This is a genomic window from Mesorhizobium sp. M4A.F.Ca.ET.022.05.2.1, assembly GCF_003998845.1.
Lineage (GTDB): Bacteria > Pseudomonadota > Alphaproteobacteria > Rhizobiales > Rhizobiaceae > Mesorhizobium.
In genome coordinates this window covers 1-13,879 of sequence record NZ_RZOJ01000133.1, presented here as the reverse complement: position 1 = coordinate 13,879, position 13,879 = coordinate 1, and the positions used below count along the sequence as shown (strand labels likewise).

Below are 13,879 nucleotides of genomic sequence, written 5' to 3'. Positions count from 1 at the left end.
CATTCGAGCCTCGATGAACGTCAGATGAACCGCGGCTTCGGCCGGCGTTCAGCCAGGCGGCGTTAGGATGCTGCCAGGATCAAGGACCAGGCGGCGCGCCCAACAGACGCCGCGACGAGGCCGAGCCGGGTGTTAACGTCCCTTCCTCCCGGATCGACAAGGGCCGGAAGCAGCCAAAGGCTGCTTCCGGCCTCGTTGGTTGGCCTTCCACCATCTCCGCGACGCCTTTGCTTTTGGCGCATGGCCGTCTATCACCGTGCGACACCTCGCCAGCCGCGGCGGCAGAGCAAAGAACGAAACGCCGAATGACGGACCTTTTTTATCAGACGCCGGACAATCCGCCGCCGGAAAATGCCGCCGGCGGCTTCTTCACCACGCGTGACCGCAAGAAGATCCGCTACGGCGTCTTTGCCGCCACCACCCGCCCTCTCAAGGGCACCGTGGTCCTGCTCACCGGCCGCAACGAGTGCGCCGAGAAATATTTCGAGACCATCCGCGATCTTTGCGGCCGCGGCTTCAGCGTCGCAACGCTCGACTGGCGCGGCCAGGGTGCTTCCGACCGGCTGACCGGCGACCCGCAGCGTGGTTATGTCCGCAGCTTCCGCGACTACGCCAGCGATCTCGAGCAGTTCTTCGAGGAGGTGGTGCTGCCCGACTGTCGCGGACCATACTACATCCTCGCCCATTCGGCCGGAGCGGTGGTCGCGCTGCTCGCTTCGCCGTCGATGGTCAACCGGGTGCGGCGCATGGTGCTGATTGCGCCTTTCCTGACCTTGCCCGATTTGCCTGTCTCGATAAGCACGGTCCGCCGCGTCTGCGCGGCGTTCTGCGCGATCGGCCTTGGCCGGCTCTATGCCGCCATCGGACCGCGGCCGAAGGAGACGACGCCGTTTGAGCTCAACAAGGTGACGTCGGATCCCGTGCGTTACCGGCGCAACACCGGCATCTACGAAGCCTGGCCGCAGCTGGCGCTTGGCGGACCGACGATCCGCTGGCTGAAGGCTGCGGCCGAGGCGTCCGAGACGATCAGCGATCCGGACTTCATGAGCGCGATCCAGGTTCCGATGCTGGTGATCGCCGCCGGTGCCGACCAGGTCGTCTCGACCAAGGCGGTGGAAGCCTACGCCAGGCGCCTGCGCCTTGGCTCACTGCTGATGATCGACGGCGCCCACCATGAGATCCTGCAGGAGAAAGACCTCTATCGCGAGCAACTCCTCGCCGCCTTCGACGCCTTCATTCCCGGAACCGGCGACGCGCCCTGACCGGTGCACGGCCACCGGGCTGACAGCCTGCTGCCAGGATCGGCATCCTTGGCCGCGCCCCAGGGACCGATCGCGGGGCTCAGCCGCGCAGAGCAGCCATCGCCGCCGCGTGCAGCTCAGGCGTCGCCGCCGCCAGGATATCCCCGCCCTTCTCCGCCGGACCGCCCTCGAACGTGGTGACGACGCCGCCCGCCTTCTCGATGATCGGGATCAGCGCCACGATATCGTAGGGTTTCAGCCCGGGATCGGCGACGATGTCGACGCTTCCCGCCGCGACCATGGCGAAGGCATAGCAATCGGTGCCGTAGCGGGCGAGCTGGACCTGCTTTTCGAACTGATCGTAGCGCGAGCGCGCCTCGCCCTTAAACAGCGCCGGCGTGGTGGTGAACAGCGTCGCCCTGGCGAGGTCGGTGGTCTTGCGCGTCGCAAGCTTGCGCGGCCCGCCAGGACCTTCATAGTGGGACCCGGATGCGTTGGCATAGAACAGCTCACCGGTGAAAGGCTGCGACATCAGCCCGGCGACGGCCTCGCCGTCGACCGTCAATCCGACCAGCGTTCCCCAGACCGGCAGGCCGGAGATGAAGGCGCGCGTGCCGTCGATCGGATCGATCACCCAGACATGCCGGCTGGAGATGTTCGAGCTGCCGTGCTCCTCGCCGAGAATGCCGTGCTCGGGATACTCCGTCGATATCAGCGCCCGGATCACCCGCTCGGCCTCGCGGTCGGCCTCGGTGACCGGATCGAAGCTACCCGCCTCCTTGTTGACGACCGCGCCCTGGCTGCGGAAGCGCGGCAAGGTCTCGGCGGCGGCGGCATGCGCGATGCGCCGCATGAAGTCGATGCTGATGTCCAACTGATTCTCCCGCGTTGCGGCATGCCGTGCTTTGCCGATGATTTCCTGCCTGAACAAGGGGCATGGATCATTTAGCACCGCGGCAACTGTTGCCTGAATGTCACGCAAACGCCACCGAAACGCAATTTCCCAATCAGAGTGAATTAAAAAAGCCTGAAGTCGATTGACATTTGTGCATCGCACAATAGATTTGTTCTCGGACAGGTTTTCCTGTCCATGCCCTCCTTGGGCGTTTCCTCCCTAGACTTCGACCGTGTCGTGAAAACGATGCGGTCTTTTTTTCACGCGGCTCGCGGCGCTGATCGGGTGTGCCGGCGTTACTCGGCGGCCAGCGGCAGATCGACGAAATGATGGTCCGGCATCGCCATCAGATCGGCCGAGAAGCGCGTGAGGTCGTCGGCAAGCGCGTCGAAGCCGGGCGATTTCTGGAACGTCCGCTCGTTCATGTAGAGCCCGCGATTGACCTCGATCTGCAGCGCATGCAGATGGCGCGCCGGACGGCCGTAATGCTCGGTGATGAAGCCCCCGGCATAGGGCTTGTTGTGGGCCACCGTGTAGCCCATGCCGGTGAGCAGGGCGATCGCCGTCTCGGTCAGCGCCGCCGTTGCGGAAATCCCGAAACGGTCGCCAATGATGAAATCCGGCCGCACGCCATTGTCGCCGACCCTTATGCTGGCCGGCATCGAATGGCAGTCGATCAGCACCGCATAGCCGAACCTGGCATGGGTTCTTGTCAACAGCCGTTTCAGCGTCTCGTGATAGGGCTTGTAGACGGTCTCGATGCGCGCCACCGCCTCGGCCAGTGGCAAGCGGCCGGAGTAGATGTCGAGCCCCTCCCCCACCAGCTTCGGCACGGTGCCGAGCCCGCCCGCCACCCGCGCGGAGCGGATGTTGCAGAAGGACGGCACCGGCTCGGCGAACATGCGCGGGTCGAGCTCCCAGGGCTCCCGATTGACGTCGAGATAGGCGCGCGGGAAATTCGCCGCCAGCATGGGCGCGCCGAGCACCACGGCGCCGCCGAACAACTCGTCGACATAGCAATCCTCCGACCGGCGGATGGCGTTGCTGTCGAGCTTGGCCATGGCCAAAAAGCGCTCGGGATAGTAGCGGCCGCTATGCGGCGAATTGAAGAGGAAGGGAACGCGCTGCTCGGCGCCCGATCGGATTTCGAAGGGTGGAACGACCGAAAAATCCTCGGCTGCCGTCTTCAATGTGAACGAACCAGGAAACAGCACTGCATCATGGTCTAAAACTGCCATCTCCCCGGCCGCATGTCCAGCATTTCAGCGCTCTGTCCCCGTTGTCAAAGTCGGGCTTATGCGCCCAACGTTCACTTGATGTTTACCGACACCTCCTCATATACAGGATGGTTAACGGGCTTGCCCGGCATCAACATCGGGCGGGTGATTCGGACGGGACATGATGGCACGCATTCTGCTGGCGGAAGACGATGATGATATGCGCCGGTTCCTCGTCAAGGCATTGGAGCGCGCCGGCTATCAGGTGAGCGATTTCGACAATGGCGCCAGCGCCTATGAGCGGCTGCGCGAGGAACCGTTCTCGCTGCTTTTGACCGATATCGTCATGCCGGAGATGGACGGCATCGAGCTTGCACGCCGCGCCACCGAGATCGATCCCGACCTCAAGGTCATGTTCATCACCGGTTTCGCCGCAGTAGCGCTCAACCCTGATTCCAAGGCGCCGAAGGACGCCAAGGTACTGTCGAAGCCGTTCCACCTGCGTGACCTCGTCAACGAGGTCGAGAAGATGCTGCAGGCGGCGTGAGGCGTTCCAGCTTGATCCCGGCGCGCCTTCGGGCGCGACAAAACGAGCCCTTCTTTCGTTTTTCCACCTATTGACGCGCCGGATCAAAAATGGTGTATGCGCGGCATCGGATGGGCGTGTAGCTCAGCGGGAGAGCACTGCATTGACATTGCAGGGGTCACAAGTTCAATCCTTGTCACGCCCACCATCCTATTTCTGATAGCTTTTCAATAAGTTAGCTATCGAAACGCCCCTCTCGAAAGACCCTTGATTTGGCTGCTGGTCACAAACTGGTCACAGCAAAGGGTTCGTCATGGCCACAATTCGGAAGCACCGCGACAAGTACCAGGTGCAGATTCGCAGGAAGGGCGTTGCTCCATCAACCAAGACATTCACACTCCTTGCCGATGCCAAGGAATGGGCAAGACATCAGGAGAGACTGGCAGACAGAGCAGAGCTTGGACCCGACAGGAAGGAACTGGAGAAGATCACCCTTGCCAAGCTGGTCCAGCGCTATCTTGATGAAATCGTACCAGCCAAGAAAGGGGCCGAAATCGAGAGGATCGTGCTTGGAGCCTTCCTACGGCACCGAATTTGCAAAAAGCGCCTGTCGGAACTGACAACAGCCGACTTTGCGACCTATCGAGACGAACGGCTGAAAACCATCACCACCAAATCCCTGAAGCGCCAAATCGCTCCCCTCAGCAACATGTTCGAGGTTGCAAGGATGGATTGGAATCTCCCTCTTCGCTGCAACCCGCTTACGGACCTTGCCCTTAAGGTCACGGACAACAAGAGGGACAGGCGGCTAAGGGAAGGCGAATTCGAAAAGCTGCTGGAAGCAGGACGAAAGACACGGAATCCTCTGCTGATCCCAATCGTTCGGCTGGCCCTAGAAACCGCCATGAGACGGGGGGAGATTATTGCCCTGCGGTTCCGCGACGTGGACATTGAACGCTGCACGGCAACCATTCGGGACTCGAAGAACGGCCATTCGAGGACCATCCCGCTTTCGTCGGTGGCCGTAGCGTTCCTAGAGACAACTATTGCCGTGATGAGCGACCGGGCCAAGACACAGAATGCAGGTCTCTTCCCTATCACGCCCGTTGCTGTACGCCTCGCATGGGACAAGCTGACAAAGCGGGCAAAGATAGACGACTTGCACTTCCACGACCTGAGGCATGAGGCGATTTCCCGGTTCTTCGAGAAAGCCCTAACTGTGCCCGAAGTGGCGTCCATCAGCGGGCATCGGGATATTCGAATGCTGCTGCGGTATGCCCACGCCGACAAGGGAAAGCTCGTGCAAAAGCTGAATGCATCCCGCGTGGATGAGGACACACAGGACGGCTAGGGACGGCTCCCCTAACCCCGAGGCTTTTGCACTTTTGCAGGTTTAGCAGGAGGGACCCTCAGGGGCGTTTCGATTAGGGTCTTTGCTGACCATATACGCCTAGACGAAGCCGATGACTTGATCGACAACAAAAAATCTCGCTCGTAGCCTTGAAAGCTCCATTTGCTGAGGCTACTTAGGAAAACGGAAGTTGTAGCGTGCCGCAGCCCTATCTTCAGAGGCGGGAACCTATAACTTAGGGTGAAGCCCTTAAATGGAAACCCATTGCAGGATGGGTATTTCCGATAATTGTGGATTGTACCAGATAATTGATTGTTTATCTGGCTTTTCGCATTCCACTCGCAATAATCAGCACATTTCTGTTTAAATCCATAGGCTTAAACACGCGAGCATAATGGCCGCTGTTTATTGCAATTATTCATGCGTGCATCTTATGGTGAAACCGAAATGAGCAATATCGTGCCAGAACAAACCGAAATTCATCAGAATGAACTTCTAGAACGGTGTGCAGGACTGCAGAAACAAGAAAACATTATCGAGATCATGGGGAGAGAGACGGGGGAGCTTGGATTTGCCGGAAACGCAAAGCTGCCTCAGCTTGTGTATCTCACATTGCTAACGGGGATGTTTGATCGTCCGGTTTCCCTCCTAATCAAAGGACCGTCCGGAGCGGGGAAATCGTTCAGCCTGAGGATGGGGAAATACTTCATCCCGCAATCGGCATACGAAGAGTTTGAAGGTATGTCGGAGAAGGCGATCATCTATCTCAAGGACCTGTCGCTAAAGAACCGGCACCTGATAATCGGAGAAGCTTCGGGGATGGCAGATGGAGCCGGAAGAGCCCTACTAAGGCAACTACTCAGTGAGGGTAAAGTGCGATACGCCACTGTGGAAAGCACAGATAGCGGCCTGAAGGGGTCAGAGTTGCCCATCTTGGAGGGTCCCTGTGGGTTGATCATGACGACCACTGCAACCGGCATACATCCAGAAGACGAGAATAGAATGCTGGCGGTGGACATCAAAGAATCTCCCGAGCAAATCAAGGCCGCGCTGATCGCCCAAGCGGAGGGTATTATTCAACCAAAGAGTAAGCCAGATACCGGTCCATGGTTTGCCCTGTATGAATACACGCAGATGCTACCAAAGGACGTCAAAATCCCCTTTTCAAAGGAGATCGCCGTTAGAATGCCCAACACCCATGATAAGGTAAAAAGGGACTTTCCTCAAATCCTGTCACTGATAAGGGCATCTGCACTCCTACACTCTTGTACCAGGGAAAAAGACGACAACGGGCACGTGATTGCAACGATCGATGACTACCGGATTGTCTACGATTTAGCTAACGAAGCCGTGTCCCAAGGATTGGCAAAAAGCGTCCCCGATAACATCCGCTCTTTGGTTGAGGCGGTCAAAGCTGGCAAGCCATTTGAGGAGCTTAGCATCACCCGGTTGGCCGAAAAGCTTGGCCGTGACATCTCTGTCGTTAGCCGAAATGCAAAGAAGGCCGTGGACGAGGGCTACCTCATAGACACCAATGCCGGCCAAGGCAGAATTTCCAAGCTCGTTGTCGGAGATAGGAAGCTTCTATCCGAGTCAGCCATGCCAAGCCCCGAAGAGATTTCACGAATTGAGGTCAGATCACTGCGAAAGTGGCCGGCATAGCCTGGTGGATTGTGCAAAAGTGCAAAAGATAGCGCGCTAAAGCTTGTAGCTACGTTTCGTAACAGACCTATATTCGAGCTATACGCAGAAGACTAGCCCAGCTCCGGGGTGTTGGTCCATCAACGATTGGCACCTCGGCACATCCTTCCCTGAGTGGGTATACAAACCATGTATTGCAAAGATTGCGAGTAGCCATTGCCTGCCCTCTATGAATTGGACCTACACGAGGGTTCGGCTTCGGCTTCACCGTCAGGACGAACAAGATCGACATGACTGACCCCGAGGGCCTGCGCTAACTCATATAGCGTAATCACGGTCGGGTTGCGCTTACCTCTTTCGAGGTCGCTTAGGTCACCCTTCTACTCCCTGGCGCTGCTTTCTGATGGCTTCAGAAGCTCCCAAGCCTCAACCTGGAGCACGACCGAAAGCTTGCCTATGAACTTTAGGCTTGCGTAGTATTTGCCCTTTTCGATCTGGCTGAGATAGCTTCGGCTGACACCTGCATCGTACGCGAGATCGTCTTGAGACAGCCCCCTCAGGTGCCTCAACCGACGCAAATTTGCAGCAAGCACTTCCCGCAAGTCCATGCCGGAAGCGAACCCAGTTGCTCAAAATTCGCACCTCGATATATTGAACAAAGCGAACAGCCGTCTAACGCGCGTTTCGGGAGGGGTAACCGATGAGCAACGATAGATTGGTGAGGGACGACAAAACCGAACCGCGCCGGTCATTTTTTCCCATTCGCATATACCTAAGCATTGGCAACGGGCGTCCAAAGAAGACCAACAAGGAAGAGCTGTTCTATCCACCTGGCTGGAACATTCCCTTGACTCGCCACGAAATGTTTCAATGGCGCTTGGCCGCGTTTATCGCTTGGGTTCTGGTCATTGGTGCATGGGTCGCTGGGACAGTAGCCGTAGCGTATGGTGCGGCCGCGCTAGTCGTATATCTCGCCCCCTTCTGGCTTCCATACCTACAATGATGTGTTCGTATATCTCCCCTTGGGAGCGGTCCCATAGAGGGACAATCCTACCCTTCGCATCCAAATAGGCTCGAACCCTCCAAGGCAGTGTGGGACCGGTCTACGAGCCGGAAAAGGCCCTGCAAGAAGAAGCGGAAGGATGACATTGGCAAACCGGTGAGGTTAAGCCACCACCATTGAGCGCATCACCAACGTTGAGTTGGAGATTGGCTTTTGTCGGAGGACACTCCTGTGACCGAGCTATCGAATGTGCTCCGCATTCCGGCAGCGCAGTACATTCGCATGTCAACCGAGCACCAGCGCTACTCGCTGGAAAACCAAGTCACTGCCATTGCGGAGTACGCGGAAGCGAGGGGCTACGCTGTTGTCCAGACGTATGCCGATGCAGGCAGAAGCGGCTTGAGTTTGAAAGGCAGGGATGGCCTCAAGCAGTTGCTGAGCGATGTGGTGACTGGCCAACGCAGCTACTCGGCGATTTTGGTTCTGGACGTCAGCCGGTGGGGTCGATTTCAGGATACGGACCAATCAGCCCATTATGAGTTTCTTTGCCGAGAGGCCGGGGTTGCCGTGGAATATTGCGGTGAGCCGTTCGAGAACGACGGCAGCATGGTTTCGACGATCGTCAAGAACCTGAAGCGGGTCATGGCTGGCGAGTACAGCCGCGAACTGTCGGAGAAGGTTTCCAGGGCACAGAAACAGCAAGCTCGTCTAGGCTTTAAGCAAGGCGGCCAGATACCCTACGGCATAAGACGTCTTTTGGTCAGCAAAGATAGACAGCCACGGTTTGTCCTGGGCTTCGGCGAACAGAAGGGCCTTAGTACTGATCGGGTTGTTTTCGTGCCCGGTCCAATCGATGAACTTCGGGTCGTCCGGCGCATTTTCCGCATGTTCGTTGAGCAAAACCAAAGCATGTCGAGCATCGCCAGAGAACTAAATGGCAGGGACATCCCATCGACCAACGGTGGGACGTGGACGTTCGCACGCGTCAGAACTGTCCTCACGAGCGAATTGATGGTCGGCTACTACGTGTACAACAGAAAAACACAGCGAATGAGAGGACCGGCTAAGCGAAATCCTCCAGCCCTGTGGATCAGAACACGAGTAATGCAACCAATCGTCGGGGCAAGGCAGTTCGCAAGAGCCCAACAGCAGATCGGACGCCGAACCGGCTACGCCTTCTCCAAACAAGACATGATCGATCGGCTTGAGCGGCTCTTAAGAGAAAAGGGGAAGCTGTCGTCGGTCATCATTGACTACTGTCAGTACACGCCTTGTTGCAGAACGTATGTCGAGCATTTTGGTGGTCTTCGGGCTGCGTATGCGGCAGTCGGATATGAGTGCCGCTGGCGTGTTCCTAAGCGCAAGCGCAACTACTCCGATGATCAGCTCCTGGATGGTATCCGGCGGTTACACGCTACGTTCGGTTACGTCACCATTGCGCTGATCGAAGCAGACCCAGACCTTCCTACACACCAGATGTTCACTGACCGATTTGGCTCGATGATCAGAGCTTATGGGTTGGCGGGTTTCCCGATCACCAAACGGGAAGCAATCTCGGCAGCGCAGAAAAGGGCTGCTTCGCGGCATTGAAAGGGGCGCTGGGGATGCGTCATCAAGGCGCTCACAGCCTCGCGATGGAAAAAACTCGCAAACCGAGCCAAGCTGCCCGAACCGGAGGTTCTTAGGGCGGTGTGCGAAACGGTGGAACTCGTAAATGATCATTGGTGGCGCCTGCCAGAGCGCGACTTGGTGCCTGCGGCAGCACTTGAACGTATCGATGCACACGTCAAAGTCATGACACCTCGCCTCAGCACCCGTGCTTTCTGACAAGGACGGCAATGCTCTATGCGAAGATTGGTCAACAGCTAGAACCGGTTCATAGCCTGAAGAAAGGCTGCTTAAGACCTACCCGCGGGCCGTCCCCACGACTAAGGCTTCCGGCTGAAGTTTACAGATTTGCAAACTGGTGCCCGGGCCGTCGGTACATAAACATATTGATACCCCCCGGATGTCACCTGTTGGCCTGCCCTTCCAATTCTCCCTCCTCCCCTACTTGCGGATTGAAGAAGTTTACAAATGGGTGCGCTGAGGGTGCGCGGCGGTTTCATGTACACCTGTCGGATGCAACCCCTGTGTAAAATTCTTGGATCGTGAGTGTTCAAAAAACCCCTTCGACCAAAGCCCTCGCGAACCCTTGCAATATCCCGCCTTCAAAGAGTCAAAATTGGTGTTCATAAAAGGGATGTTATTTGAACAAGGAGGCATCTGTGAAACGAGCAGCCGTGTACCTCAGAGTTAGCACTAAAGAGCAGACGACCGACAACCAGCGACTTGAGCTGGAGAGGGTCGCAATCGCCAAGGGATGGGTGATCACGGCTACCTATCAGGATGAAGGGATCAGCGGAGCGAAGGGCCGGGACAAGCGCCCTGGTTACGACCAACTGCTACAAGATGCCGTCAGAGCCAAATTCGATGTGTTGATGGCTTGGGACGTCTCGCGGCTTGGCAGGAGCCTCACCGGGCTGGTTCAAGCCTTGGACGATCTGCATTCGAATGGCGTGGACCTTTATCTCCACCAACAAGCGATCGATACGACAACCCCCTCCGGCAAGGCCATGTTTCAGATGACAGGTGTGTTTGCCGAGTTTGAAAGAGCAATGATACAGGAGCGTGTAAAGGTTGGGCTTGCCAGAGCAATCGCCAACGGAAAAAAACTTGGCAGACCGACGAAGTCGTATAACGTTTCAGAAATCAAGGCAGATGGAATATCCGGACTGTCGATTCGCTTGATAGCGAAGCGGCACAATATTTCGGTAGGCAAGGCTCACCAGATAATAACGACGTTATCCTCTGAGCGATCCAAGGGGCACAAATGAAGGTAAAGCGCATTTCAATTGAAAATTTCAGAAGTTTCCTTCGAAAGGCCACGCTGTCACTTGACGGCGATATCTCCATCCTAATCGGCCCAAACGGCGGAGGTAAAACAAACCTGCTAGATGCTATGACTATCTCTGTGAGAAAGTACCTCTTTGGCAATCTATATATACAATATAACCCTCAGAATGATGGAGCCGACTACACATTCGCGCACAATGATCAACTTAATGGTCTTGTTTTTGAGAAAAACAGCACTGCGTTGACGAAAAATCAGCTTGTGGAGATCGACATCGAGGTTACCTTGAGCGACGTATCAAATATGGCTTCAATGGTAGCCGGCGTAGACGAGCGAAAGCGGCAGTACGGGCACTTGTTTCGAAATGCGAATGTAATTGACGCAATCAGACTTTGGAAAACTGAAGAAATAGAATCAGGACAAATATTTACATACTCGATAAGCAATGGGAATGTTCTAGATAATGACCAGTCTCCAGCAAGGCAATTTCTAGAGTACATGCGATATTTTGAGATCTATAATCGAATGGCGATAGGTGAAGCAGACGCTGGATTAACAACACCTTTTGTTTACCTTCCGGTCAATCGCTCCATGAGCGGATTCCAATCTACAGTCGGCCTTTCAGGGTATAATGAATTCGAGCAAAGGCGACAGAACGACGCCATTACTTCGCGAAACTCAGGAAACATTGTTTCTTTGGCCGTGAGCACCGTTGCCCAGAAGTATCTTAAGATACTGCACGAAGACCGAGGCGGAAGCTTAGAGAGATTGATGAATGAGCCAAACATAAAGAAATTGACGGAGACACTTAGAAACATAGGATACGATTGGACAATTAAAAGCAAGGATATAAATTCAAATCAGTATGATATATTCATAACGAAGCAAGGAATATCGTTTAATGCTACGGCTGCTTCTTCAGGCGAGAAGGAATTGCTGACGTACATATTTGCTATATTTGCATTGGACGTAAGGGATGCGATCATATTCGTGGACGAGCCTGAGCTGCACCTACATCCAAAATGGCAGAAGTCGCTTTTGCAAATCTTTATAGAGTTGGCGAGAACAACCAGAAATCAGTTTGTTTTGGCTACTCACTCTCCGACGTTTGTATCCCCGGAGAGCATATCGTTTGTTTCTCGCGTGTATTCTAGAGCTCAAAACAGTAATATCGTACGATTGTCGGCATCGGGAAAGATAGATGGAAAGCATTTATTCAATGTCATAAATTCACAAGACAATGAAAAGGTATTTTTTGCCGACAGAGTGATCCTGGTGGAAGGCATGGGTGACCGTATTTTCTTCGAAGCTGTATTACCGTTACTCGGGTTTAAATCGGATCTCGGCGATATCGTTGAGATCGTTGATGTAGGGGGTAAGGGAATGTTCCCTCAGTACGTCAAGGTGCTGGAGTCATGTGCGATACCATTCCACATTATTGCCGATAGAGATTATTGCGAACAGGTCGGTACGGAGAAGATAAAATCTCTTTTCAAAGTGGATGCCTTAGATATTCGTGACGATGTAATAAATAACGTTGGAAGCCGTGACGGGGACGCCCTTGTCAAAAATATTGATCTGGCGGTAGCGAACGGAAACTGGGAACACGCTGCGAGCGTTTGGGAGTACATCAAGAGTCGAAGGCGGGTTCTGCGTGCAGATTTGGATGATACCGAGCGAGAATTATTTAGAGATTTTCTCGAAGAGATGGCTGAACAAGGTATTCATATATTGAGTGAAGGAACCTTGGAAGCATACCTGCCGGTCGGATATAGGTCAAAGGATATGAACAAGCTGATTGAGCTGGTGTCTTCACCCGATTTGTTGGAAAGACTGCCTCAAGAACCCTTGGCAGAGATTAGGAGGATTGTGGAGAAGATAGCAAAGCCCATTGAGGTGCCACAGCAAGACATCTGAGCTTTCTGGACGGACGGGGTCCCGGTCACACTCTGGTCACAACGAGAGGTTGGAAACCTGCTTTTTTGTTGAGGATTGCGTGTAGCTAGGAAAGATCGTAGACTGCGTAAGCAGCTGAATTTATTCAGTCTTTCGATAGGAGCGAAGGCGACTTCAGGCGGAGAGCACTGCATTGACATTGCAGGGGTCACAAGTTCAATCCTTGTCACGCCCACCATCCTAACAAATCCCCACGGGAACAAGAGAGTAGGGCAATACGGCAGCAGGATCTTGCCGCTGCTAATCATTCCCTATTGCCCTGCTCTCTCACTGGCTTACTCTCCTACACTCATTGCGGCCGAGGGTCGGGTCTGTTGGGCCTGTCGTGGTTGCCGTTCTTGCCTTCGCGGCACGGCGCATCGCCAATGCCGCAGCATTTGCCGTGATAGGTGACGTTCGGCTTGAGGTTATCGCAATCCCGGGGGGTGGTCGTCTTACAGCCCGCCACCACTGAAGCGGCGGCGATGGCAAGCAAGACGTTTCTCGAAAGAATAGGCATGGACGTTCTCCTTGTGGACCGCGTTTGTTACGCAGCGCTGGGTCGCGTCCCTCCAAGGATTGGTTCAAACGAATCGGAAAATTTCTGCGAAGCCTTTCGCCATGCGCCGGCGAACAAGGCGCCGTTGCCGCTGGTGAGCGAGTGGCGCGTGTGGCGTGGAACCGCTCTTCCATCGACGACACGATTGCGCCTGTAGCCGAACGCGTCCACGACCGACTTTGCGTTGGCCATTGCCAGAAGGTGGCTGCCCAGCCCATCCCCTCATGCTGCGGCAATCAGCGTCGATTGCGGCTCAGCCCGCGCCGAGGCGAACGTCGCCTGTCTCGACATGCCGCAGAAACCACCCATAAGTCTGTTCCAATCCATCGCGCAGCGAGCAGCGCGGCCGCCAGCCCGTTGCAAACAAGCGCGACACGTCCAGCAGCTTGCGCGGCGTGCCGTCCGGCTTTGTCGCGTCGAAGGTTACCGTGGCTTCGACGCCGACCACGGACAGGATCGTGCGGGCAAGCTTGCCAATGCTGATGTCTTCTCCCGAGCCGACATTGACGTGGCCGTCGCCGGAATAGTTCTTCAGCAGCCAGACAAGCGCATCGGCGGCGTCGTCGACATGCAGGAACTCGCGCATTGGCCTGCCCGATCCCCAGACCTCCAGCTGCT

At 55.6% G+C, this 13,879-nt stretch carries 11 protein-coding genes, 1 tRNA gene and 2 pseudogenes; 9 read left to right on the top strand and 5 right to left on the bottom strand.

Annotation, left to right across the window (positions count from 1 at the left end; translation table 11 throughout):
• Window positions 1-305 precede the first annotated feature (305 nt).
• Window positions 306-1,262, top strand: a complete 957-nt coding sequence (locus EN745_RS16450; protein WP_126058413.1) for an alpha/beta hydrolase — start codon at window positions 306-308, stop codon at window positions 1,260-1,262.
• A 79-nt stretch (window positions 1,263-1,341) separates the two neighbouring features.
• Here the strand turns inward: EN745_RS16450 and hisN are convergent, their stop codons facing one another.
• Together hisN and EN745_RS16440 are read right to left on the bottom strand one after the other, a co-directional pair.
• The gene (gene hisN / locus EN745_RS16445) at window positions 1,342-2,115 is read right to left on the bottom strand and encodes a histidinol-phosphatase (RefSeq protein WP_126058412.1); all 774 of its coding nucleotides are present in this window, start codon (window positions 2,113-2,115) and stop codon (window positions 1,342-1,344) included.
• 317 nt (window positions 2,116-2,432) lie between these two features.
• Window positions 2,433-3,374, bottom strand: coding sequence for an N-formylglutamate amidohydrolase (locus EN745_RS16440; RefSeq protein ID WP_127421767.1), 942 nt, complete (start codon window positions 3,372-3,374; stop codon window positions 2,433-2,435).
• 163 nt (window positions 3,375-3,537) lie between these two features.
• Between EN745_RS16440 and EN745_RS16435 the strand changes: the two genes are divergently transcribed.
• The 4 genes from EN745_RS16435 to EN745_RS16420 all read left to right on the top strand — a co-directional run bounded on the left by EN745_RS16435 (window position 3,538) and on the right by EN745_RS16420 (window position 6,892).
• On the top strand, window positions 3,538-3,900 hold the full coding sequence (locus tag EN745_RS16435; protein WP_006199474.1) for a response regulator: 363 nt from the start codon (window positions 3,538-3,540) through the stop codon (window positions 3,898-3,900).
• Between the two features lie 112 nt (window positions 3,901-4,012).
• Window positions 4,013-4,087: transfer RNA gene (locus tag EN745_RS16430), tRNA-Val, on the top strand.
• Between the two features lie 105 nt (window positions 4,088-4,192).
• Entirely contained in the window at window positions 4,193-5,230 is a 1,038-nt protein-coding gene (locus EN745_RS16425) for a site-specific integrase (RefSeq protein WP_127421766.1), read from the top strand.
• Window positions 5,231-5,677: 447 nt separating this feature from the next.
• Window positions 5,678-6,892 (top strand): hypothetical protein, encoded by a 1,215-nt coding sequence (locus EN745_RS16420; protein ID WP_127421765.1) that lies wholly within the window; start codon window positions 5,678-5,680, stop codon window positions 6,890-6,892.
• A gap of 206 nt (window positions 6,893-7,098) precedes the next feature.
• Here EN745_RS16420 and EN745_RS37050 read toward each other — a convergent pair.
• Window positions 7,099-7,479: pseudogene (locus tag EN745_RS37050) on the bottom strand (helix-turn-helix transcriptional regulator).
• A 626-nt stretch (window positions 7,480-8,105) separates the two neighbouring features.
• Between EN745_RS37050 and EN745_RS16400 the strand changes: the two are divergent.
• From EN745_RS16400 to EN745_RS16390, 4 genes and pseudogenes are all read left to right on the top strand, one after another.
• A complete protein-coding gene (locus EN745_RS16400; protein ID WP_127421761.1) occupies window positions 8,106-9,464 on the top strand; it encodes a recombinase family protein in 1,359 nt (452 codons plus the stop codon).
• Between the two features lie 24 nt (window positions 9,465-9,488).
• Window positions 9,489-9,701, top strand: a pseudogene (locus EN745_RS37045) (type II toxin-antitoxin system HipA family toxin); the annotation flags it as partial.
• A gap of 440 nt (window positions 9,702-10,141) precedes the next feature.
• Window positions 10,142-10,750, top strand: coding sequence for a recombinase family protein (locus tag EN745_RS16395; protein ID WP_127421760.1), 609 nt, complete (start codon window positions 10,142-10,144; stop codon window positions 10,748-10,750).
• Window positions 10,747-12,684, top strand: a complete 1,938-nt coding sequence (locus EN745_RS16390) for an AAA family ATPase (protein ID WP_127421759.1) — start codon at window positions 10,747-10,749, stop codon at window positions 12,682-12,684. Before EN745_RS16395 ends, EN745_RS16390 begins: the two co-directional genes overlap by 4 nt.
• A gap of 328 nt (window positions 12,685-13,012) precedes the next feature.
• Here the strand turns inward: EN745_RS16390 and EN745_RS16380 are convergent, their stop codons facing one another.
• On the bottom strand, window positions 13,013-13,222 hold the full coding sequence (locus EN745_RS16380; protein ID WP_127404952.1) for a hypothetical protein: 210 nt from the start codon (window positions 13,220-13,222) through the stop codon (window positions 13,013-13,015).
• A gap of 292 nt (window positions 13,223-13,514) precedes the next feature.
• The coding region (locus EN745_RS16375) for an NAD-dependent epimerase/dehydratase family protein (protein ID WP_127421758.1) at window positions 13,515-13,879 on the bottom strand (365 nt) is incomplete at its 5' end.

Excerpts from the sequence above, each read along its gene's own strand:
- EN745_RS16425 (WP_127421766.1), top strand. The coding sequence starts at position 4,193 with ATGGCCACAATTCGGAAGCACCGCGACAAGTACCAGGTGCAGATTCGC.
- EN745_RS16380 (WP_127404952.1), bottom strand. The coding sequence starts at position 13,222 with ATGCCTATTCTTTCGAGAAACGTCTTGCTTGCCATCGCCGCCGCTTCA.
- EN745_RS16420 (WP_127421765.1), top strand. The coding sequence starts at position 5,678 with ATGAGCAATATCGTGCCAGAACAAACCGAAATTCATCAGAATGAACTT.
- EN745_RS16390 (WP_127421759.1), top strand. The coding sequence starts at position 10,747 with ATGAAGGTAAAGCGCATTTCAATTGAAAATTTCAGAAGTTTCCTTCGA.
- EN745_RS16440 (WP_127421767.1), bottom strand. The coding sequence starts at position 3,374 with ATGGCAGTTTTAGACCATGATGCAGTGCTGTTTCCTGGTTCGTTCACA.
- EN745_RS16450 (WP_126058413.1), top strand. The coding sequence starts at position 306 with ATGACGGACCTTTTTTATCAGACGCCGGACAATCCGCCGCCGGAAAAT.
- EN745_RS16435 (WP_006199474.1), top strand. The coding sequence starts at position 3,538 with ATGGCACGCATTCTGCTGGCGGAAGACGATGATGATATGCGCCGGTTC.